Genomic DNA, 20,658 nt, shown 5'->3' on the forward strand with positions numbered 1-20,658 from the left:
ACGTGCTGACGGAGCTCGATATTGGATGGGATAGTTGCTTGTTTGATGAGAAAAATAAAGCCCGTCACAAAGGACTTATGACATTAGCTGATGGAGAATATGTTTCGCCTTTTTGCTCGCAGCCTTCCCTGATCTGTAGAGAGTTTTCTCTGTTCCATGGTATAGGGACTATAGGCGCTCAGTCCCCCGAGGACTACGAGGATCGGTTTTTGCATTAGTCTTGGCTATCTGCCATGTCGCAACCGATTCTCGCACTCGCCGAGAAGTCCAATTGCAGCATTCGAGTATTTTGAAATACACGACTGGACTTTGCTGTTCGTTCGAGCATTGCTGTTGGTGTCGCCGACCATGATTGCGACACGCCGCCCGAGCTTAAGAGCGACCCGCGGCTTGGATCTGTGGAAGCGCTGGAATCTCCAGCGTCAAGCTGGAGACCCGATATGCCAACGACAAAATCCAAATCCAAATCTAGCATGGTTATCGCGCTGCTAAACCGAGGCAAAGGCGCGAGCATTGAAGAGATATGCAACGCCACCAAATGGCAAAAGCACAGCACCCGCGCATTCCTTACAGGTCTGCGCAAAAAGGGCCTCGTCATCATCCGCGAACAGCGCGGCGATGAAGGAACGGTCTACCGTGTTGCCGAGACGCCCGATCAGAAACCGCAGCAGGCCATGTCATGACGATGCTAGAGCAGCAACTCGCCGAGTTGATGGCAATGCCCCCTGCCCAGTTGCGGTCTTTGTGGCGAGATACATATCGATCCCCTGCTCCCGAAATCGGACCAGACCTGCTGCGCCGCGGAATCGCCAATCGGCTGCAGGAACGCGTTCACGGCAGTCTGACGGGCCGCACCAAGCGAGAAATTGAACGGCTCCGCAAGCGCGTCGAGCGGACCGGCAAGGCGGGGCACATGCACGCCATCTCGCTGAAGACTGGCACTAGGCTGGTCCGATCATGGAACGGCAACAGCTATCATGTCCTCGTATACGATGAAGGATTCGAGTTTGAAGGACGCCACTATGACAGCCTCAGCCATATCGCCCGGGAGATAACCGGTGCCCACTGGTCCGGTCCGCGCTTCTTCGGATTGAAGAAGCGGAGCGGATACAAATCCAAGGCCTCGGCTAATGTCTGACAAACCCAAAAACTGCGCTGCGCGATTTACACCCGCAAATCGACCGAGGACGGGCTGGAGCAGGATTTTAACAGTCTGGATGCCCAGCGCGAAGCCTGTGCTGCGTATATCCTCAGTCAGGCCAGCGAAGGCTGGGAGGCGGTTTCCGAACTCTATGATGATGGCGGCTGGTCGGGCGGGAGCATGAACCGTCCTGCCATCACCCAGCTGCTGGATGATGTAAAAGCTGGGAAAGTCGATGTTATCGTCGTCTACAAGGTTGACCGGCTGACACGATCCCTCGCCGACTTCGCCAAGATCGTCGAGATACTGGACGATAATGAAGCCAGCTTCGTTAGTGTCACCCAATCGTTCAATACAACGACCAGCATGGGACGGCTGACGCTGAACGTCCTGCTCTCATTTGCCCAGTTCGAGCGCGAAGTTACCGGCGAGCGCATCCGCGACAAAGTTGCGGCTTCCAAGAAGAAAGGCATGTGGATGGGCGGCGGTGTTCCGTTCGGATATGATGTTTTGGAACGCCAGTTGGTGATCAACCAATCTGAAGCGCAAATAGTGCGCTCGATGTTTGAGCGCTACACAGAAGTTAAATCGGTGCCTCAGCTGGTCGAAGAGCTGGCGGCGAAGGGTATTAAAACCAGAAAGCGTGTCTGGAAAACCGGGAGAGTTGTGGGCGGAGATACCTTCAAAACCGGAACCCTTACCCATCTCCTTCAGAACCCGGTCTATGTTGGCAAGGTGAGACATAAGGAAAATATCTACGCTGGAGCCCACGAATCCATCATCGCTCAGGAGCTGTTTGATCTTGTCCAGTCCACCTTTAAGACCAATCGCAACTCCAATGCACAGGGCAAGAAAAGCCGCAACCCAAGTCTGCTAACTGGCATTATCACCGATCCCGATGGCAAACCGATGACACCTACCCATGCAGCCAAGGGATCAAAGCGGTTTCGCTATTATGTCACCCGTACCCTGCCAGGAGATCAATCAACCAAATGGCGCATGCCGCCGGAGAAATTGAACGGCTGGTGATTGATGCAGTTGCAAAGCAACTAGGCATTATCGGCGCCAACGGGAATGAAACTGCTGCACAGCTGTCCGATCAACTTAATAAAGGCCGAAACATTGCGAACGCTCTGCCCGACATGTCTGTCAGTGAACAGCGCAGAATGTTGCTAAGCAGACAGACCAGTGTGAAGGTGGACGAAGCTGATATAATAATAAGTTTAAAACCATCAGATCTGGATGAGCCCTCCTCAATATCCGTGAAGGCAAAGCTGGTGAGCAAGGGCCGCGACTTGAAACTAGCTATCGCACCTGACCACGGCCCGCCCAAACGCGACCCCGATCCAGTGCTTCTGCGCTTGATCGCTCATGCGTTTGCAGCCCAAGACCTAATGCTCTCAGGCAAACCCTCAGCGATGATCGCAGAATATAGCTCGCGTCACCTCCAGCAGCTTACCCGGCTCAGCTATCTTGCCCCTGACATTATCACCGCGATTATAGACGGCACGCAGCCGGTTGATCTGACTGGTCGCAAGATCCTACGGATTGGCAGCGTTCCGCTCTGCTGGGCGGCACAGCGGAAGCTGCTCGGCTTCAACTGAAGCTCAAAACCTCCCAATTCCAATAGTGCATCTGGTGCCAGCGTTTTGGGCCATGGAGATAAATGGGCATTGCGACCCACTATCGCCGCTGCCAAATGGTCTCCGGTCACCGGAGCTCCCATACGACGTGAGCTAACCCTCTAACAACTGGGCATTAAATGTGCACACGGTGGCGGTGCTACGAGACGTTGAAAATTAAGGAAAAGGTGGTGCCCGAGGGCGGATTCGAACCACCGACACAGCGATTTTCAGTCGCTTGCTCTACCAACTGAGCTACTCGGGCATCTGGGCCTGCGCGATGCGCTGGCCACGTTAGGAAGCGACGCTATAGGCGGGGCTATTGCCGCTTGTCCAGCCTAAAAATGGCGGTTCTTTTGCGCCTGTTCACTCCTCTCCGTTTCGGCCGGAATCCCCGGTTAAATGTTCGGCGAGTTCATCCGGTGAAACCGCCTGTCCGGGGATTTTATAGCCATCGCCCAGCCATTGCAGCAGATCGCGATCCTTGCAGCCGGCGCTACAGAACGGCATCCATTTTTCCACGGCGGCATTGCCGCAAACCGGGCATTTCGGAGTTTTCGTACCGGCCATCTGCTATCCTTGGCCCAGAATTCCGGGGAACAGACCGGAGACCAGGATCGCGGTTATGACCAGCGGGCAAAGCCAGCGCACCAGGAAAAGCCAGATGCGGTGCAGATTTCCGTCCAGCCCGTTTTCCTGATCGATCAATCTCCGGTCCGCTATCCAGCCGATAAAAATCGAAACCAGCAAAGCCGATGCGGGCAGCAATATTTTCGCGGTCAGCTCGTCGATAATCCCGAAAACCGGTTGCCCGGAGAAGATCATGAAGTCGAACGGCTGGAAATCCGCCTGGCTGTTGAACGAGAAGCTTGCCCAGGCCCCGATCAGGAAAGCGAGACCGCCGAGGACGATGGTGACCAGCCAGCGCGGCTTGTTGAAACGGCCGATCGCCCAGCTGACCGAAGCCTCCAGCAGCGCGACCGAACTGGTGAGCGCTGCAAAAAGACCATGATGAAGAACAGCAGTCCAATCAGAGACCCAGCAGGCATTGTCTGGAATGCAACGGGCAGGTTGACGAACAGCAAGCCGAGCCCTCCCTGCACCTGTTCCTGACCGTCAAGAATGGCGGTCAAAGACGCCGGTGCGAGCGCTGCAAAAGTGATAGGGAAAATCGCAAGGCCCGCGACAATCGCGACGGAAGTGTCTGCGGTCGCGATCTGCGCCGATGTCTTGGCGAGGTTGATATCACGCGCGGCATAGGCACCATAAGTGATCATCAGCGCGGACCCCAGAGACAGCGAGAACAGGGCCTGTCCCAACGCCGAAAGCTGGACCGACGGGTCGAGCAAGCGGGCCGGTTCGAAATCAAACAGGAAAGCGAGCGCTGCGCCGAACGACCCGGTGAAGGCGCCGTAGATGGTAATCGCGACCAGCAGGAGGAAGAAGATCGGCATCAGCCAGACAGCGACCTTCTCGATCCCGCTGCTGACGCCACGGCCGACAGCAAATATGGTGAGAGCCATGAAAATCGCGTGCATCGCCAGCATCTCGCCGCTGTTTGCCTGCAGCGCCGGCAGGATGCCCTGAATTTCGTCTACCGTTGATTCGGACAGGGCGCCCTGTGCCAGATTTCCCGAGCCGACGGCATGGGCGAAATCGCCGACGAACACGCCGATGAAATGGACAATCCATCCCGCCAGCACGCTATAATAAGTGAGAATGAGAAATGCGCCGACCATGCCGATGCCGGCGCCGATCGACCACCAGCGCGAGGCGCGCGATTCGATGGCGACCCGCTTCATGCTCTCGATGGCGGAGCCCTGCCCGTGACGGCCGATAAGAGTCTCCGACAACAGGATCGGCAATCCGATCAGCAATACGCAAAAATATAGAATATGACAAAGGCACCGCCGCCATTGGCCCCGGCTTCAGCAGGAAAGCGGACCAGATTGCCCAGTCCGACGGCCGAGCCGATGGCCGCCAAAATGAATGCTGTTCGCGAGGACCAGCCGTCGCCTCCCGGTGCTGTTGCGCCTGCCATCTATGTTTCTCCCCGTTAATTCGCGCCGGTTGCGGCCTTGTTGCTTTTGTTACTAGCTGCGCATCAGCATCGGGCCAAGCGGTTTTCCGGCAAAAATATGGACATGGAGATGCGGCACTTCCTGATGGCCGTGCTTCCCGACATTGGCGAGCAGACGATAGCCGGGTTCGACCATACCGGCTTCGCGCGCCACATGGCCAACGCCGCGGATGAATCCGGCGATTTCGGCTTCGCTGGCCTTTGCCGAAAAATCATCCCAGCTGACATAACGCCCTTTCGGGATCACAAGAATATGCTCGGGTGCCTGCGGATTGATATCGTGAAAGGCGAGCACCCACTCGTCCTCATAGACCGTCTTGTTGGGAATCTCGCCGCGCAGGATTTTCGCAAAAATATTGTCGTCATCATAAGGCTGGGTCGGGTCGATCGCCATCAGCTTGCTCCTCTTGCGGCTTTTTCCTCCAGGCCGGACAGGCCTTCGCGGCGCGCCAGTTCGGCGATCACATCGTCCAGCGACAGGTTCATGTCGGCGAGCAGCACCATCAGGTGAAACAACAGATCGGCGGCCTCTCCGGTCATCCCCGTCCGGTCATCCAGAACAGCAGCAATCACCGCTTCTGTGGCTTCCTCGCCGAGTTTCTCAGCCATTTTGGCGCGGCCCCTGGCTCGCAGCCTGGCGACATAGCTTTTGTCCGGGTCGGCAGCGCGTCGCTCCAGGATCGTATGTTCGAGAGATTTGAGAATATCGGTCATCGCTGGCGGTTTGCGCGACCGATCGCCTGTTCGTCAAGCCCTTGCGGCAGAAGTTTGCCCGTCCGCGCCAAAAGCACCGCTATATCCCCGCCGGTGACCGGTGCTACCGCTATCGAGCCACCGCTGTGGGGCGTGCTATCGCGCTTTCCTGCTCCGCCGGGCAACCATACGGCCGCCGATCAGGCCGGCGAGCCCTAGCCCGAGCATCAGCAGATTGGACGGCTCGGGAACCTGGGTCCTGCCGCGGATCACGGCAGATTTTCCTGCAGGCGCTTTCAGCGTTGCGGAGCTCTTGGCATAGCCGGTTGAGCCCCATCCGGAGTCCAGCTGGTACCGCACAGTCTCGTGATCGTCCGGATGCCCCGCCCCTTCCGCGGGAACGCCGGGGGCAACCGCCAATGCCGCCGCGCCGACCAATATTGCATTTTTCAAAAGCGTCACGCTCATTTCCCATAGCCGGGCCCGAAAGCCGATCAATATGGTTAAGCAATATTCCTGCCAAATCTTCAAAAGTCGCGTTTTTGGTGGGACAGACTGGTTAACGGAAATTGGCGAGAAGGAAAAATGTAAGAAAAACCGACATCAAATATCGCCGGCCACATTCGGATGCCCCAATTCTGGCTGCTGGCGGCGGAATCAGGCGCGGGCAGGCAGTTTCGCGGCCCGCAGCGCTGCATGCGCTTGGGCGATACTATATTGGCCAAAATGGAATATCGAGGCCGCGAGCACGGCATTGGCATGGCCTTTGGTCACGCCTTCGACCAGATGGTCGAGATTGCCGACTCCGCCACTGGCGACAACCGGTATTGATACGGCGTCGGCAAGAGTGCGGGTCAGTTCCAGATCATAGCCGTCGCGGGTGCCGTCGCGGTCCATCGAGGTGACCAGCAACTCCCCTGCCCCCAGTTCGGCCATGCGGATGGCATGTTCCAGCGCATCAATACCGGTCGGGGTGCGACCGCCATGGGTGAATATTTCCCAGCGTCCTTCAGCCACTTTGCGTGCGTCGATCGAGGCAACCATGCACTGGCTGCCGAAACGGGTGGCGATATCGCTGACCACTTCGGGCCGGGACACCGCGGCGCTGTTCACCGCGACCTTGTCAGCGCCGGCCATCAGCAGTGCCCGCGCATCATCAGCCGTACGCACGCCGCCGCCGACGGTGACCGGCATGAAGCAGACTTCTGCCGTGCGCCGGACGACATCTATGATCGTATCGCGATTTTCATGTGATGCGGTAATATCGAGGAAGCAGAGTTCATCAGCGCCAGCCGCATCATAGGCCTGCGCCTGCTCGACAGGATCACCGGCATCCTGCAGGTCGACGAAGTTGACGCCCTTGACCACCCGGCCATTGGCGACATCGAGACAGGGGATGACGCGGATACGGACGGTCATCTTGCATACCTAATGGTCGCGGTGCTCCGCACTTGATGCGGAGCCCTGAAGGCCAAGCGCTGCAGACGCCAGAGCTCCGGCTCGGAGGCCGGAGCACAATATTTTCTGCCGATAACGTCATCGATTGGCCATCGCAATCGCGGTCGCGAGATCCAGCCGTCCGTCATAGAGCGCCCGGCCGGTGATCACGCCCTCGATGCCGTCCTTGGCAAACTGACTCAGCATATGGATATCGTCGAGACCCTTGACCCCGCCGCTGGCGATCACGGGAATATCGACGCCGCGCGCCAGATCGACGGTCGCCTCGATATTGCAGCCGGTCAGCATCCCGTCACGCCCGACATCGGTGAACAGGATCGAGGCGACGCCTGCATCCTCAAACGCCGCGCCAGATCCCGCACGCTGACGTCCGACACATCGGCCCAGCCCTCGGTTGCAACCATGCCGTCGCGGGCGTCCACAGCGACAACGATACCGCCTTCATATTCCTTCGCCATATCCTTGACAAAATCCGGGTCCTTGAGCGCTGCGGTTCCGATCACCAGCCGCGCCACGCCCAGTCCGAACCAGCGTTCAACCGTCTCGCGATTGCGAATGCCGCCACCCAATTGCACATAGCCCGGGAAGCTGGCGACAATGGCCTCTACCGCTTCGGCATTTTTCGGAGAGCCGGCAAAGGCGCCATCAAGATCGACGACATGGATATGTTCGGCGCCGGCAGCGGCAAACAGGCCTGCTTGTTCCGCCGGATTGTCGCCATAGACCGTGGCACGATCCATATCGCCTTCTGCGAGGCGAACGACTTCGCCGGATTTGAGATCAATTGCGGGAAATACGATCATTTCGAAAATTCCGTTCGTGGTGAGCTTGTCGAACCATGGCGATCTGAGGAAAAAGGTCCTTCGACAGGCTCAGGACGAACGGCGTTCAGCTTAGTCATGGTTTCCACTCCAGAAAACGGTTGAGAAAGGCCAGTCCATAGGCCTGGCTTTTCTCGGGGTGAAATTGCACACCGACGATATTGTCGCGGCCGACCGCCGATACCAAAGGTACGCCGTGGCTGGTCTGAGCCAGTATATCCGCCTCGTTCGCGGCGTCAAAATGATAGCCGTGCAAATAATAAGCTTCGCCGGGCTCGAGTAGATCATGCCCCTCGGTCGGGGTCACATCATTCCAGCCCATATGTGGAATCTTTATCGTATCATCAGTCGGTTCGATCGCCTTCACCGTGCCGCCGATCCAGCCGAGGCCTTCATGCTCGCCAAATTCTATGCCCTTGTCGGCCAGCATCTGCATCCCGACACAGATGCCGAGGAACGGCCTTCCTTCTGTGCGAACCCGCTGCTCCAGCGCGGCCACCATGCCGTCGATCGCCATCAACGCATCGCGACAGGCACCAAAAGCGCCGACACCGGGCAATATGATCCGGTCCGCACGCGCCACCAATTCTGGGTCGGAGGTGACAGAGACATTGCCGGCACCGGCGGCCATCAGCGCATTGTGCACGCTGTGCAGATTACCCGCGCCAAAATCTATGAGAGCGATGGTTTCAGACATAGCGCCCATCAACCGCCGAAGGCGCTCACACTAGAAAGCCCTCGATCGTTTTCACGCAAAGCCGCAAAGGCGCAAAGAAGGTGCGGTTTGCGGATAATCTTCGCGACTTCGCGGCTTCGCGTGACAAAATCGTGAAGAAAAGCCCGCTGGCGCGGGAAGCACAACTCAGCCACCCAATTGCCCCTTGGTGGAGGGAATCGCGTCGCCCTTGCGCGGGTCGCGTTCGACCGCCTGGCGCATCGCCCGGGCAAAGCCCTTGAACATGCTTTCCGCGATATGGTGGTTATTCTCGCCATAGAGCAGCTCGACATGCAGCGTGATACCCGCCGCATCGGCGACACTGTGGAACCAGTGTTTGAACAGTTCGGTGTCCATCTCGCCGAGCCGTTCTTGCGTGAAACCGGCATTCCAGACGAAATAGGGCCGGCCGGAAATATCCAGCGCGACCCGGCTCAACGTCTCGTCCATTGGCGAATAGGCGCTACCGTACCGCACGATGCCCGCCTTGTCGCCAAGCGCCTGATGGATTGCCTGACCGACCGCAATGGCGCTGTCCTCGGTGGTGTGGTGCTGATCGACGTGGAGATCGCCCTTGATCCGCAATTTCAGGTCGATCAACGAATGACGCGAAAATTGTTCGATCATATGATCGAGAAAACCGATGCCGGTAGACACGTCATATTGACCGGTTCCGTCGAGGTTCAACTCGACAAAAATCTCGGTTTCCTTGGTATTTCGTTCGATTGTCGCTGTTCTCATGCAACAGGCCTATAATGGCTTGGCCAAATCAGGCAAGAATTTCGGGGCCTTTGGTCAACGCGAAATTCATTTTACGCTCTTGACCCGATGCTCGCTTCGCGCCACCTAGTGCAAATGAGCGACGATGCACCCGATAGCCTGATTCCTTACGACGAAATCGTCCAGGAAGCCCTGCGCGCGGTGGTCGGCCGGGTGCTGGGAGAAGTTGTCAGAGACGGCCTGCCCGGCGAGCATCATTTCTACATCACTTTCAGACCCGCGCGCCCGGCGTGGATATTCCCGATCATCTGATTGCCCGATTCCCGGACGAAATGACGATCGTTATCCAGAACCGCTATTGGGACCTGAAGGTCGACGAGGACCGGTTCGAAGTCGGCCTGAGCTTCAACCAGATCAGTTCGATGCTGCATATCCCGTTCGCGGCAATCACCTCCTTCGTCGATCCGGCGGTGGATTTTGCCCTGCAGTTTCACGTCGACGAGGTCGAAGGCGATATCAACAGCCACGACCCCGCAGAAAATGACGGCGAGACGGAAGCGGTCGAAACCGTTGATGACGGCTCCAACGTGGTGACGGTGGACTTCGGCAAGAAAAAGTGAGCGGGACGCGCACCGAAACCGACTCTCTCGGCGAAATTGAAGTGCCAGCCGATGCCTATTGGGGCGCCCAGACACAGCGCAGCATCGAAAATTTCCCTTTCCCCCGACAGGAACGCATGCCGATCCGGCTGATCCATGCGCTGGCCGCGGTCAAACAGGCAGCCGCGCGGGTGAACGGCATCCATGGCCTGGAACCGGAAATCGCCGCTGCGATTGAAAAAGCGGCCAATGCCGTACGCACCGGCGAATATGACAACCAGTTTCCGCTCACCATCTGGCAGACCGGCTCCGGCACCCAGTCGAACATGAACGTCAACGAAGTGATCGCCGGCGTCGCCAACGAAGCGATCTACGGTACCCGAGGCGGCAAATATCCGGTCCATCCCAATGACCATGTCAATCGCGGGCAATCGTCCAATGACAGTTTTCCCACCGCCATGCATGTGGCAGCCGCACGGGCGCTGGAAGTCGAGCTGTTCCCGGCATTGGAACAATTGCACGACGCGTTGGCGGAAAAGGCGCAAAATGGAAATCGATCGTCAAGATCGGCCGCACCCATTTGCAGGACGCTACGCCGCTGACCCTCGGACAGGAATTTTCCGGCTATGCCGCGCAACTGGTCGCCGCCCGCGACCGGATCGAAAGCGTCCTGCCCCGCTTGCTGCAACTGGCACAAGGCGGAACAGCGGTCGGAACCGGCCTCAATGCACCGGAAAATTTCGGCGATCATATCGCCAATGAAATTTCCAAGATCACCGGGCTGAAATTCACCTCCGCCCCTAACAAGTTCGCCGAGCTGGCGGCGCATGACACGATGGTCGAACTGTCTGGCGCGCTCAATACGCTGGCGGTCTCGCTGACCAAGATTGCCAATGATATCCGCCTGCTCGGCTCCGGGCCACGTTCCGGCCTTGGCGAGCTTGACCTGCCGGCCAATGAACCTGGCAGCTCGATCATGCCGGGCAAGGTCAATCCGACCCAGTGCGAGATGCTGACCATGGTCGCCGCGCAAGTCATCGGCAATAATCAGGCGGTGACCGTCGGCGGCCTGCAGGGCCATCTGGAGCTCAATGTATTCAAGCCCTTGATAGCCGCCAATGTCCTGCGCTCGATCGAGATTATTTCTATCGGTATGTCGAGCTTTTCCGAACGCTGCGTGGAAGGTCTGGAGGCCAATGAAGCGCGGATCAAGGAGCTGGTCGATAATAGCCTGATGCTCGTCACAGCCCTCGCCCCGGTGATCGGCTATGACAAGGCAGCGGCGATCGCCAAATATGCCCACAAGACTGGCCAGACCCTGCGCGCATCTGCTTTGGAGCTTGGTCTGGTTGACGCAGAAACCTACGATACCCATGTAAGGCCTGAGAATATGGTCGGAAATCATTCCTGATCCGGGAACAAGAACAACATGTCGCTCATCAGAAATATATTCACCACCGCAGTGGGATACGAAGCCCGCAAGCACACCAAAGGCCACGGTTTGCGCAACTTCGGCCTCGGCATGCTCGCGGCCCGTCTGGCCACCCGGTCCGTCCCTGGCGCGCTGCTGGTCGGCGGGGCGCTGATCGCGAAAAAGCTCTATGATGACAAGAAAGAGGCGGAAGCCCTGCCCGCATCCGAGGCGGTGATTGATATTGAGGGCAAGCCGGTTCCGGAGGAACGGAAGCTTAAGAATAGCGCTTCATCGTTGGCAAATTAGTGTATTCAGTAAACTGTCACCGTAATTGGATGACTGCACCTCCTTCGAGGCCGACATTGAACCACAAAATACCGCGCTGGGAATCCCTTTAATAGGTCCTAACCCTAGCAAACTGTGATCACAGTCCTATCAGGGAATTTGCCAACCATCCAAATTCCTAGCGCACGTGAGTACGAAAGTATTTTTGTATAGTCAATTTTCCCTTGAAATTCACCGGTAATTCCTTCGCCCTGATCAACGATTATGTCACCTCCGAGAATTACGTTCTTAGCATATGGATCATTTGAATTTTCTCTACATTCTTCCATCTCCTCATTATTTCTAACCAAATTAAAAGACTTGTTCTCGCCAAATATCTCAATCATCACCTGTTTATGCGGATGAGCTATGATCTTTCCTTTTGCCCAAGTATTTGAGATATCTGACTCCACAGCACATGAAGAGCAAAGCGGTATCACCAGCGCCCACCATCTAGTACGGAAATTTTTGACATAGCTATTTACTGCCTTTTTCCTGTCGGCCTCGTTTTGACGTCCAATTACCGTGACAGTTGCAACAATCCCCGAACTTTGGATTTAGGGCTATGTTTTTAGACTATCAATCTCTGTCCGATTTTCTCCTGCATATCTTCAACCATCAGACCGCCCGAAACAAAATTTCCTACATCGGCAACAATCTATCCAACATCACGCAAAATAGCGCGCCCTTGGCCCTAACTTTGACTAACTTTGGACTTGGCCCCTTGATGGAGGAGTAGCGGCAACCATTATCGCAATGCCAGCCGACATTCGCCGACTGCCCAAAATACAGCGAGCAGATTCCATCCCCACCAATTGCAATATTGATTGCAACTGACATTGCTGTAAGCTGCGTGAGAACCGCCAATATGAAGCGGCACAGGAGAGCATATTGGCAACCACCGCGCAAACGAGGCATTCCCCCCGCAAATTCTATGGCTGGACCAATGTCGGGCTGTTCTTCTTCATCCAGTTCGCCGCATCCGGCTTCGTCTATTTCGCCTATTCGGTGGTCTTCCCGGTGATGGTCGAGACCATGAACTGGAACCGCGGCTCCGCCTCCATTGCCCAGTCGGTTGCGCTGATAACGCTTGGCTTGTCTTACCCTCTGACCGGCTATTTGCTGAGCCGCTCGGGTGTCCGCAGGACCGTTACCACCGGACTGCTGGTGATGCTGGCCGGTCTTCTGCTGCTGGTCTTCGGCGTCACCGAATTATGGCACTGGATCCTGGTCTGGGGCGTGGTCATGGGGCTGTCTTTCGGTCTGACCGGCCCGATCTGCGCGCAGACCGCCATGATCAGCTGGTTCAGCATCAAGCGATCGACGACAATCGGCATAGTCATGACCGGCGGCGCGCTCGGCGGCGCGATGGCGCAGCCGGCGCTGGCCGAGATGATGGAACGGTTTGACAGCTGGCGGGCCGCCTGGACCATTGCCGCCGCGATGGTCGTCATTGCGCTGGTCGCGACCCGGTTCATCATCAATCGCCCTAGCGATATCGGTCAATTCCCTGACAATATCGATCCCGCACGCGCGGTCAGCGAGGAACAGGCTCATCATACGCGCGCGAAAACCTATCGCACCGACCATGCCTGGACGATGCGGGAGATCATCCGCAAACCGACTCTCTATCTGATGATGGTGATTTCGGTCGGCTATCTGGGCACCTTTTTCGCCCTGCTCAACCATGGCGTTCTGCATCTGACAGACAATGGCCTGAAGGGGCTCGAAGCGGCCGGCATATTCGGGCTTCTGATTCTGGGCAGCGGGCTGGCGCGAATCCCGGCCGGCTGGCTCGGCGACCAGTTCGAACTGCGCTGGACGATATTCGGATCCATCGCCCTGATGGCATTAGCATTGGCCGGATTCTGGCAGGGGCAGGAGATATGGCTGTTGTCGCTTATGGGGATGCTGTTCGGCGCCGGCTATGGCAGTCTGCTGGTGTTGCTCCCTGCAGCAATCGGCAATTATTTCGGCGAGCGCGCCTTTCCCATCATCAATTCCCTGTTCGCTCCTGTGGTTCTGCCCTTCGCCGCCGCCGCGCCCGCGGGAGCCGGCTTCGTGTTCGAGGCGACCGGCAGCTACGACTTCGCCTTTGCCGGGGCGATCATCCTGCTCGCCGCCGGAATGCTCGCCGCCTTTTGTCTGAAGCCACCGGCGACGCCCGTCTAGATATTTCCATCGCTCGAGAGCAGCGCTGCAATCGGGCGGGTGCCGGGCCGCGCGCCAGCACGATCATCAATATCGTCGTGAACGGCACCGCCAGGATGGCGCCGGGAATGCCCCATAGACTGCTCCAGATCGCCAACGAAACCAGCACCACCATCGGGCTGAGATTGACCGATTTGCTAAGCATCTTCGGCTCGACGACATTGCCGATAATCACCTGGGCCGTGGTCATCAGGCCGGTGGCGATCAGGGGAACGGTCAGCGTGCCGAACTGGGCCACGGCGAAGAGCGCCGGAAAAGCCACGCCGACGAAAGAGCCGATATAGGGAATATAGTTGAGCAATCCGATGATGATCGCCCACAATGCGGCATATTCCACGCCCAATATCAGCAATATCACCCAGCAGACGACGCCGAGGATGATATTGATCAGCGTCTTGGTCGCCAGATAGCTGCCGATATCATGGTTGATCCGGGTGATCATGTTCAGCGTGTCGGTGGAATCGCTATCCGAACCGAAGGCCCGCCGTACCTTTTCGGGAAATCCGGTAATCTCGCTGAGCAGGAAGGAGGCGTATAATATTGTGATGAAGACAAATCCGCCGAAGCTGGTCAGCGAGGACAGGACCGACTGGGCCAGCGCGGCGATATCGATCTCGGTAAAGAATCGCGTCGCAAATTCGCTGATCGCCTTGGCGACCGCTTCGGTGCCCCGATCGAAGATCGCCGAGGGCGATGCCATCAGTTCGGACACCTCGGGGCGTCCGATGCTCTCGTCCGCCGGCATCGGGAACCACGCGGCGAACAGATTTTCCAGATTGCGCTGATAGACCGGCAGCGAGGGCACCAGATTCTGCAGGCTGGCGACCAGCATCCGGGTCATCGCGAACAGCATGGCCAGTACAGCGATCAGGGCGAGCGTGGCGCGGAGCCACAGGGGCGTCTGGCCGAGGCCGGGTATCCGGGCAACGGTGGCGCTGGCGGCGTAGAGAATCTGGAGCAGGATGATCGCGGTCACGATCGGCAGGATGATGTCCTGACCCACGTAAAACAGCCAGCCAATCATGATCGTGATACCGATCGCATAGAATATGGTGCTGATACGTCCCTGAATCATGATGTTGCGATAGCCGTAATCTGCGGGACTGTCATCAGGATGATTGCGCTGCCGGCAGATATTAAACTAGCGGACAAGCATCTTGACGCGATGCGCCCCTATCGGCCAATAGCCGCTATGGCCGACAATATTGCTTCCCAGAATATCGACAATGATCACCGCGAGCTGAACCGCAGAGGGCTGCTCTTCGTGCTGTCATCGCCTTCGGGCGCTGGCAAATCGACGCTGGCGAAGATGCTGCTGGAAGCCGACGACGAAATCGCCATGTCGGTATCCGTGACGACCCGGCCGAAACGGCCCGGTGAGGAACATGGCAAGGATTATTATTTCGTCAGCGGCGACCAGTTCGAGGAAATGGTCGCGAACCAGAGTTTCCTGGAATATGCCACGGTCTTCGGCAACCGCTACGGGACGCCATCGGTACCGGTGAACCAGAGTCTGGAAGCCGGACAGGATGTCCTGTTCGACATCGACTGGCAGGGCACACAGCAGCTCTATCAGCGCGCCGGTCAGGATGTGGTACGGGTCTTCATTCTACCACCCTCGCTCGGGGAATTGCGCAACCGTCTGGAAAGCCGCAACACCGACGCCCCGGAGATCATCGAAAGCCGGATGCAGCGCGCGGCCAGCGAGATCAGCCATTGGGACGGCTATGACTATGTCCTGATCAACGATGATCTCGACGCCTGTTTTACCAAGGTGAAGCAGATTCTCGCTACCGAACGCATGCGCCGGGCGCGGCAAACCGGCCTGATCGGCTTTGTCCGCGATCTGATGGCCGAGTGATCGGCCGTTCGGGGCTAGTTCTGCCCCGGCTTAATCAAAGAGGATGGCATCAGGAGCGTCACAATGGCCGCGCCCAATAGGGGGCGGACGCAAGGCCTGCTCGGCCGGGAATAGGAGCTTGCCCATGCGGTAGGCAATATATCCCGGACGCGCATTTGCTGATCCGCATCCTGACACCATCCCCCCGATTGAGCTCAGATGCGACCCGATAGCTTATCTTGCTATTCAGGACCTTCACCCAGCTACGGGCCGGATACCATATTGCTGTGCTACCCCGTTTTCCGTTCGACCAACGGCAATTGCCAGTCGATGAAAAGGCGATTCTGTTGCATTCTGTGCACTTGTCCGGTCCGGCCGATACCGCCCCCGGATATTTGCTCGCAAAAGACCGTTGGTTTTCCACCGCCAAGCGGTTACCAAAGCGACAATGGCGGATCGCTGACGGGGGCAATATGACAGAGTTGCGGGAAATTGACGTCCTGATCGTTGGCGGTGGTTTTTCGACCATGCCGCTTATCCGCGAACTGGATGCGAGCGGTATCGGCTGGCTCATGGTGTCCCCGATGATGCCGATCTGGCAGCAGCTGGAAGCCGCCGACGCGCTGGATTTCGATCTGGTGAGTTCGCTGCAGAGCAGCGTCTATTCGTTCGAGTTGGTCGAGATGCTCAGGGAACAGGGAGAGGATTTCAGCGACGGCTTTCCCACCGCCCGCGAATTCTACGCGATCCACAAGAAATATGCCGCGCGCTATGCCGACCGCATCCACCACGGTCTCGTCGACCGCATCGACAATCATGCCGACCATAGCATCGTGCATCTGGAAAGCGGCGAGCAGTTCCGCGCCAAACATGTCGTCGTCGCAACCGCTTTCCGGCGGAAGATGAACGCCAATCTGAAGCAGATCACGGTTGACGAAAGCTTTGCCGGCAAGAGCGTGGCGGTCACCTCCACCGGAGACAGTTCGAATCTGCTGATCGCCAAGCTGGTCGCTTATGGCGCGAAAGTGCATCTGGTCAGCAACGGCTTCATCATTCTCGACAAGATGTTCGCGACCTTTTCGCCCTTCGACGACGGGCCGCGTTTCGTCCCGCTCGACCAGCTGGAATGCCACAATTTCTCCGAAATCAGCAAGTGGAGCTACCGCGCCTTCATCGACGGCGGCTATATTCACGGCCTGATCCATCACCGCTTTGCCCAGTTGTTCGACCGCAACAGCCTTGGCGTGCGCCACCCCAAGAGCATTCGGCCGCACAAGGACATCCGCCATTTCTTCAAGGCGAAGGCGCCGGTCGAAAACGGCCATATCGCGATCAAATATTGGCCGATCGATGTCTACAAGCTCTATTGCGAGGAGACGCTGGAACAGAAGATCGCCGATGGCTATCTGATCAACGATCTGCCCTTCTTTCTGGAGCATGGCCATGTGAAACTGTGGGACAAGGCGGCCACAACCATCGATCATGAGGCGATGACGCTGAGCGAAGACGGCGAAAGCGCAAGCTTCGATATGCTCATCGACGGCGATCAGGAAATACCCGCAGTTCCGGAAATCCGGGCGCATGGCGAAAGCGGAGTGGAAGTCTTTGCCTACAAGCCGCGCGAACAGTTCATGGGCGTGACGTCACCCGGGCTCCGGAACATCTACACCATAGGTTTCACTCGCCCCTTTACCGGCGGCCTCAATAATATCACCGAAATGCAGTGCCTGCTGGTTCACCGGATGATCGCCGATCCGGACTTTCGCGACAGTATCAGGACCAATATCGACCAGCGCATCGCCGACTATAACGCGACTTATTATACCAACCGGCCGGAGAAAAAGACCGACCATCTGGTCTGGTACGGGACCTTCACCGACGAGGTCGCCAAGCTGCTCGACATTCGCCCGGCCCGCGCCGACATGCCCGGGAAGAAGGGCCTGATGCGCTATTATATGTTCCCCAATAATGTTTTCCGCTTTCGCGAAAAGGGCCGATACGCAGTCGATGGCGTGGACAAACTGATCGAGCATACTTCGAAACAATATCACGACTATAAGGTGCTGGCGTTGCTGGTCATCCGCTACCCGTTTTTCGAGCTGTTGGCGCTCGCCACTATCCTGCTGGCGCCCGTGCCTGGTGGATCAAGATCCCGGCAGCGATCATACACAACCGCCTGCCCTTCACCTCGACACTGGTCGGAAAATTCGGGCTGCCGACAAGAGAAAGCAAAGGGATTTTCAACTATCGCAAGGCGATCAGCTTTCCGGTGCTAGCTTATCCGTTGGTGGCGGCAGTCGTATGGGCAGCGGCGGGTATGGACGCGGCGTTCGCGTTTTCGGCGGGGTTGCTGGCCTATGTCTACGCGATGATCCATCTTGGCACGGCGAAGGGCTGGAACCGGAAGTTTTTTTGCGATATGAAAAGTAAAAGGTCGCCGGAGATGGTTGGTTTTTTGCGCGTTATCGGGCGGCTTTTGGGCGGGTACGAAGCAATCACTGACCCAAATAATCCGAGTCAATTTAGATTGAAGCTCGTCTTTATAAAAAAGGCCACGGTAAAATCTTCATCCTTGTTATTTGGTTTACTGGCGTCTTTGGTGTACCCAAGTTTTATCCCGGGCAATACTGGAGACTTTGAACCCACTTTGTAGAAGATAGGAAATTCCAACCCGAAATCGCCAGACAGAAAATCTACACTGCCTGTTAGCGCGATCCCGATGCCTTTGTTAACATCTGACAGCATGAAAAACCTTCGATACTCAGCACGAACGACAAGTGTCTCCTTTGAAGTAGGTCCCGACGGTGCGGCGCTTTTGCAGTCCTCCGCTGGATCGGTTACGACCGTTCGACAGACAATTCCTTCTTCAGCGGCTTCAAATGCGTTGCCGTATTCAGCTTCCAGCTTCCATGCACTCACCGTGTCTGATGGATAAATAACGCCTGCGATGGCCAATGAATATGAAATTTTGGTGTCATCTTCATCCGTAAAGGCACCGGGCAGAATGTAATCAAATTCTTTGACGCCAACACTTCCTTTAACGCTGACTGCATAAAACGGGTCATAAATCGCAGAAGACAATCGCCGGTGCACCTCTGGTAGATGATCTTGCACGAACACTGAGGCAGGTACACGCTGATGTGCTCCACAGTCTTTTTTCTTCTGTTCTTCACATGCTTCAATCGCTGCTCGAACATAAGCCTGAAATCGCGAATCAGTAAGATCAGAAAGCGAACTGGAAAATCTTTTCCAGGTTAAACTGCCGGTTAACGAAACTTGATTATCCAATACATCGAGCTTCGGATCCAACAAATCAGTTGTTCCGCCGACCGGTGCATCCAAACCCAACTTCCAGAAGAAAGCATCCTGTTTTTGATTGCTACCACCTGTGTCACGATCAGCTGTTAGCACCCCTCCGATTGAAGCACTGGCTTTTGCTTCTTTCTCGGAAATGTCGATGGAAGTCGAAACTCCTCTTGTAATTGTATCAAATCTATCACTTGGTGCGGGTGGCCCTTCCTCAACCGCGTATGGGCCACGAAGAGTTTGAGCATCAGCATCTTGGCTGATCGAAATCATCGGAACTGTGGCGAGCAAAACAGAGACTGTGTTGAAAATATTGACGAATCTCATGCTTCATCTCCATGCTCAAAGAACCAAGTGTCGCTATCCTGAGTGAATTGTGCAGGCACTTCGACTGTCATTGGCCAAGCCGCTCCCATCGGATAGGATATTGGCGGCTTTTCCACGACCGTAATCGATGCTTTGTTGCCTGACTCGATAACGTGAAGTCGCAAGCCATAGGTGCCATTTGGCAACTTGGCTTCACTCGACAGAGTGAACTTACCACCTGTTCGAGATTTCAATTTCAAGCGGTGCGCAATTAAATCCCGTCGCTGTTTGTTCCAGGAAAATAGATGCACGAACCATCCAACATGACTTTTGCTCTTTGGTTCGACCAGAATCTCAATGTTGTTCATAAAAAGGCTCCTTCGATTGTTTCTTGAAACAAATTGAGGACGGCATCGCGTGACCCCCGTCACGCTCCCCCAAAACTCCCCCCTTGAAAACAGAACAAACATTGAACATATAACGCGGACCACCCTGTTCTTTTGGCCCGCTGGACTCTCTCCGGCATCTTCTGCAAAGCACGCTCATGAGTCTGACCCACATCAAAGTAAAAGCGCCCGCGAGCATAATCTCAAGGGCGTGGATATCGAGCTTCCGCGCGAAAAGCTGATCGTGATCACCGGCCTGTCCGGCAGCGGCAAATCGAGCCTTGCGTTCGATACCATCTATGCCGAGGGGCAGCGGCGCTATGTCGAGAGCCTCAGCGCATATGCGCGGCAGTTTCTCGAGATGATGCAGAAGCCCGATGTCGAGCATATTGAGGGCCTCTCGCCCGCGATCTCGATCGAGCAGAAAACTACTTCGCGCAATCCGCGCTCGACCGTCGCGACAGTGACCGAGATATACGATTATATGCGCCTGCTCTGGGCCCGCGCCGGCGTGCCTTATTCGCCGGCGACGGGCCTGCCGATCACCGCGCAGACCGTATCCCAGATGGTCGACCGGGTGATGACTTTGCCCGAGAAAACCCGCTTCTTCCTGCTCGCGCCGGTGGTCCGTGGCCGCAAGGGCGAATATCGCAAGGAACTGCTCGAGTGGCAGAAGGCCGGTTTCACCCGCGTCCGCGTCGATGGCGAATTCTACGATATCGAGGAAACGCCCAAGCTCGACAAGAAATACAAGCATGACATCGAGGTTGTGGTTGACCGTCTTGTGGTGCGCGAAGGCATGGAACAGAGGCTGGCCGACAGTTTCGAGACCGCGTTGCGGCTGGCGGACGGGCTGGCTTTTGTTGATCTTGCGGATGGTACGGTTGAGGAGGCTTTGGCGCTTGCCAATCGTGCTTCGACAGGCTCAGCACGAACGGCGGGTGAAGACGATAGTGCGGCAACAAAACCCGTTCGTCCTGAGCCTGTCGAAGGACCCGGCGTCGCCGAAGCCAGCGCGACTT

At 56.7% G+C, this 20,658-nt stretch carries 22 protein-coding genes, 1 tRNA gene and 4 pseudogenes; 11 read left to right on the forward strand and 16 right to left on the reverse strand.

Going from position 1 to position 20,658, the window contains the following annotated elements; all coding sequences use genetic code 11:
* Positions 1–398: 398 nt before the first annotated feature.
* From C8024_RS13160 to C8024_RS13175, 4 genes are all read left to right on the forward strand, one after another.
* A complete protein-coding gene (locus tag C8024_RS13160; RefSeq protein WP_173205956.1) occupies positions 399–683 on the forward strand; it encodes a DUF3489 domain-containing protein in 285 nt (94 codons plus the stop codon).
* Entirely contained in the window at positions 680–1,138 is a 459-nt protein-coding gene (locus C8024_RS13165; RefSeq protein WP_254305902.1) for a DUF2924 domain-containing protein, read from the forward strand. The genes C8024_RS13160 and C8024_RS13165 overlap by 4 nt, the downstream gene beginning before the upstream one ends.
* A gap of 75 nt (positions 1,139–1,213) precedes the next feature.
* A complete protein-coding gene (locus C8024_RS13170) occupies positions 1,214–2,170 on the forward strand; it encodes a recombinase family protein (RefSeq protein WP_254305911.1) in 957 nt (318 codons plus the stop codon).
* Complete coding sequence (locus C8024_RS13175; RefSeq protein WP_173205962.1) at positions 2,134–2,745, forward strand: hypothetical protein; 612 nt, start codon at positions 2,134–2,136, stop codon at positions 2,743–2,745. The genes C8024_RS13170 and C8024_RS13175 overlap by 37 nt, the downstream gene beginning before the upstream one ends.
* 207 nt (positions 2,746–2,952) lie before the next feature.
* Here the strand turns inward: C8024_RS13175 and C8024_RS13180 are convergent.
* The 12 genes and pseudogenes from C8024_RS13180 to hisB form a co-directional block, all read right to left on the reverse strand.
* Positions 2,953–3,028, reverse strand: a tRNA-Phe gene (locus tag C8024_RS13180).
* Positions 3,029–3,129: 101 nt separating this feature from the next.
* Entirely contained in the window at positions 3,130–3,333 is a 204-nt protein-coding gene (locus C8024_RS13185) for a DNA gyrase inhibitor YacG (protein WP_100093897.1), read from the reverse strand.
* A gap of 3 nt (positions 3,334–3,336) precedes the next feature.
* Positions 3,337–3,588, reverse strand: a complete 252-nt coding sequence (locus C8024_RS21880; protein ID WP_254305903.1) for a hypothetical protein — start codon at positions 3,586–3,588, stop codon at positions 3,337–3,339.
* A gap of 59 nt (positions 3,589–3,647) precedes the next feature.
* On the reverse strand, positions 3,648–4,640 hold the full coding sequence (locus tag C8024_RS13190) for a sodium-dependent transporter (RefSeq protein WP_254305904.1): 993 nt from the start codon (positions 4,638–4,640) through the stop codon (positions 3,648–3,650).
* Positions 4,634–4,804, reverse strand: coding sequence for a hypothetical protein (locus tag C8024_RS21885; protein ID WP_254305905.1), 171 nt, complete (start codon positions 4,802–4,804; stop codon positions 4,634–4,636). Before C8024_RS21885 ends, C8024_RS13190 begins: the two co-directional genes overlap by 7 nt.
* A 52-nt stretch (positions 4,805–4,856) precedes the next feature.
* On the reverse strand, positions 4,857–5,237 hold the full coding sequence (locus tag C8024_RS13195; RefSeq protein ID WP_100093895.1) for a histidine triad nucleotide-binding protein: 381 nt from the start codon (positions 5,235–5,237) through the stop codon (positions 4,857–4,859).
* A complete protein-coding gene (locus C8024_RS13200) occupies positions 5,237–5,557 on the reverse strand; it encodes a phosphoribosyl-ATP diphosphatase (RefSeq protein WP_173205965.1) in 321 nt (106 codons plus the stop codon). Before C8024_RS13200 ends, C8024_RS13195 begins: the two co-directional genes overlap by 1 nt.
* 135 nt (positions 5,558–5,692) lie before the next feature.
* Complete coding sequence (locus C8024_RS13205; RefSeq protein WP_164089112.1) at positions 5,693–5,998, reverse strand: PEP-CTERM sorting domain-containing protein; 306 nt, start codon at positions 5,996–5,998, stop codon at positions 5,693–5,695.
* A 195-nt stretch (positions 5,999–6,193) separates the two neighbouring features.
* Positions 6,194–6,955 carry an imidazole glycerol phosphate synthase subunit HisF gene (gene hisF / locus C8024_RS13210; protein ID WP_173205968.1) on the reverse strand — a complete coding sequence of 254 codons (762 nt, stop codon included), beginning with the start codon at positions 6,953–6,955 and terminating at the stop codon, positions 6,194–6,196.
* Between the two features lie 117 nt (positions 6,956–7,072).
* Positions 7,073–7,797: pseudogene (gene hisA, locus C8024_RS13215) on the reverse strand (1-(5-phosphoribosyl)-5-[(5-phosphoribosylamino)methylideneamino]imidazole-4-carboxamide isomerase).
* Between the two features lie 94 nt (positions 7,798–7,891).
* On the reverse strand, positions 7,892–8,512 hold the full coding sequence (gene hisH / locus C8024_RS13220; RefSeq protein ID WP_173205971.1) for an imidazole glycerol phosphate synthase subunit HisH: 621 nt from the start codon (positions 8,510–8,512) through the stop codon (positions 7,892–7,894).
* Between the two features lie 165 nt (positions 8,513–8,677).
* Positions 8,678–9,271 (reverse strand): imidazoleglycerol-phosphate dehydratase HisB, encoded by a 594-nt coding sequence (gene hisB / locus C8024_RS13225; RefSeq protein ID WP_173205975.1) that lies wholly within the window; start codon positions 9,269–9,271, stop codon positions 8,678–8,680.
* A gap of 114 nt (positions 9,272–9,385) precedes the next feature.
* On the opposite strand from hisB, the pseudogene C8024_RS13230 reads away from it, so the two are divergent.
* The 3 genes and pseudogenes from C8024_RS13230 to C8024_RS13240 all read left to right on the forward strand — a co-directional run bounded on the left by C8024_RS13230 (position 9,386) and on the right by C8024_RS13240 (position 11,569).
* Positions 9,386–9,870, forward strand: a pseudogene (locus C8024_RS13230) (SspB family protein).
* Positions 9,867–11,260 (forward strand): annotated as a pseudogene (fumC, locus tag C8024_RS13235) (class II fumarate hydratase). Before C8024_RS13230 ends, fumC begins: the two co-directional pseudogenes overlap by 4 nt.
* Positions 11,261–11,278: 18 nt before the next feature.
* Positions 11,279–11,569, forward strand: coding sequence for a hypothetical protein (locus C8024_RS13240; RefSeq protein ID WP_173205978.1), 291 nt, complete (start codon positions 11,279–11,281; stop codon positions 11,567–11,569).
* Between the two features lie 104 nt (positions 11,570–11,673).
* Here the strand turns inward: C8024_RS13240 and C8024_RS13245 are convergent, their stop codons facing one another.
* On the reverse strand, positions 11,674–11,934 hold the full coding sequence (locus tag C8024_RS13245) for a hypothetical protein (protein ID WP_173205981.1): 261 nt from the start codon (positions 11,932–11,934) through the stop codon (positions 11,674–11,676).
* Between the two features lie 544 nt (positions 11,935–12,478).
* Between C8024_RS13245 and C8024_RS13250 the strand changes: the two genes are divergently transcribed.
* Positions 12,479–13,759, forward strand: a complete 1,281-nt coding sequence (locus tag C8024_RS13250) for an MFS transporter (RefSeq protein ID WP_173205984.1) — start codon at positions 12,479–12,481, stop codon at positions 13,757–13,759.
* On the opposite strand, the gene C8024_RS13255 is transcribed toward C8024_RS13250, so the two are convergent.
* Positions 13,695–14,873, reverse strand: coding sequence for an AI-2E family transporter (locus C8024_RS13255; RefSeq protein ID WP_173205987.1), 1,179 nt, complete (start codon positions 14,871–14,873; stop codon positions 13,695–13,697). The genes C8024_RS13250 and C8024_RS13255 overlap by 65 nt on opposite strands.
* 117 nt (positions 14,874–14,990) lie before the next feature.
* Here C8024_RS13255 and gmk point away from each other — a divergent pair, with 117 nt between their 5' ends.
* Together gmk and C8024_RS13265 are read left to right on the forward strand one after the other, a co-directional pair.
* Positions 14,991–15,659 carry a guanylate kinase gene (gmk, locus tag C8024_RS13260; protein WP_173206004.1) on the forward strand — a complete coding sequence of 223 codons (669 nt, stop codon included), beginning with the start codon at positions 14,991–14,993 and terminating at the stop codon, positions 15,657–15,659.
* A gap of 452 nt (positions 15,660–16,111) precedes the next feature.
* Positions 16,112–17,914 carry a hypothetical protein gene (locus tag C8024_RS13265; protein ID WP_173205990.1) on the forward strand — a complete coding sequence of 601 codons (1,803 nt, stop codon included), beginning with the start codon at positions 16,112–16,114 and terminating at the stop codon, positions 17,912–17,914.
* Between the two features lie 241 nt (positions 17,915–18,155).
* On the opposite strand, the gene C8024_RS13270 is transcribed toward C8024_RS13265, so the two are convergent.
* Together C8024_RS13270 and C8024_RS13275 are read right to left on the reverse strand one after the other, a co-directional pair.
* Complete coding sequence (locus C8024_RS13270; protein WP_173205994.1) at positions 18,156–19,271, reverse strand: hypothetical protein; 1,116 nt, start codon at positions 19,269–19,271, stop codon at positions 18,156–18,158.
* Positions 19,268–19,618, reverse strand: coding sequence for a hypothetical protein (locus C8024_RS13275; RefSeq protein WP_100093879.1), 351 nt, complete (start codon positions 19,616–19,618; stop codon positions 19,268–19,270). The genes C8024_RS13270 and C8024_RS13275 overlap by 4 nt, the downstream gene beginning before the upstream one ends.
* Before the next feature lie 176 nt (positions 19,619–19,794).
* Here C8024_RS13275 and C8024_RS13280 point away from each other — a divergent pair.
* Positions 19,795–20,516 (forward strand): annotated as a pseudogene (locus C8024_RS13280) (excinuclease ABC subunit A); the annotation flags it as partial.
* Positions 20,517–20,658: the final 142 nt, after the last annotated feature.

Source organism: Sphingopyxis sp. BSNA05 (assembly GCF_013265645.1).
Lineage (GTDB): Bacteria > Pseudomonadota > Alphaproteobacteria > Sphingomonadales > Sphingomonadaceae > Parasphingorhabdus.

Excerpts from the sequence above, each read along its gene's own strand:
- C8024_RS13165 (WP_254305902.1), top strand. The coding sequence starts at position 680 with ATGACGATGCTAGAGCAGCAACTCGCCGAGTTGATGGCAATGCCCCCT.
- C8024_RS13175 (WP_173205962.1), top strand. The coding sequence starts at position 2,134 with ATGGCGCATGCCGCCGGAGAAATTGAACGGCTGGTGATTGATGCAGTT.
- C8024_RS13185 (WP_100093897.1), bottom strand. The coding sequence starts at position 3,333 with ATGGCCGGTACGAAAACTCCGAAATGCCCGGTTTGCGGCAATGCCGCC.
- C8024_RS21880 (WP_254305903.1), bottom strand. The coding sequence starts at position 3,588 with ATGATCTTCTCCGGGCAACCGGTTTTCGGGATTATCGACGAGCTGACC.
- C8024_RS21885 (WP_254305905.1), bottom strand. The coding sequence starts at position 4,804 with ATGGCAGGCGCAACAGCACCGGGAGGCGACGGCTGGTCCTCGCGAACA.
- C8024_RS13195 (WP_100093895.1), bottom strand. The coding sequence starts at position 5,237 with ATGGCGATCGACCCGACCCAGCCTTATGATGACGACAATATTTTTGCG.
- C8024_RS13200 (WP_173205965.1), bottom strand. The coding sequence starts at position 5,557 with ATGACCGATATTCTCAAATCTCTCGAACATACGATCCTGGAGCGACGC.
- hisF (WP_173205968.1), bottom strand. The coding sequence starts at position 6,955 with ATGACCGTCCGTATCCGCGTCATCCCCTGTCTCGATGTCGCCAATGGC.
- hisH (WP_173205971.1), bottom strand. The coding sequence starts at position 8,512 with ATGTCTGAAACCATCGCTCTCATAGATTTTGGCGCGGGTAATCTGCAC.
- hisB (WP_173205975.1), bottom strand. The coding sequence starts at position 9,271 with ATGAGAACAGCGACAATCGAACGAAATACCAAGGAAACCGAGATTTTT.
- C8024_RS13240 (WP_173205978.1), top strand. The coding sequence starts at position 11,279 with ATGTCGCTCATCAGAAATATATTCACCACCGCAGTGGGATACGAAGCC.
- C8024_RS13245 (WP_173205981.1), bottom strand. The coding sequence starts at position 11,934 with ATGATTGAGATATTTGGCGAGAACAAGTCTTTTAATTTGGTTAGAAAT.
- C8024_RS13255 (WP_173205987.1), bottom strand. The coding sequence starts at position 14,873 with ATGATTCAGGGACGTATCAGCACCATATTCTATGCGATCGGTATCACG.
- gmk (WP_173206004.1), top strand. The coding sequence starts at position 14,991 with ATGGCCGACAATATTGCTTCCCAGAATATCGACAATGATCACCGCGAG.
- C8024_RS13265 (WP_173205990.1), top strand. The coding sequence starts at position 16,112 with ATGACAGAGTTGCGGGAAATTGACGTCCTGATCGTTGGCGGTGGTTTT.
- C8024_RS13270 (WP_173205994.1), bottom strand. The coding sequence starts at position 19,271 with ATGAGATTCGTCAATATTTTCAACACAGTCTCTGTTTTGCTCGCCACA.
- C8024_RS13275 (WP_100093879.1), bottom strand. The coding sequence starts at position 19,618 with ATGAACAACATTGAGATTCTGGTCGAACCAAAGAGCAAAAGTCATGTT.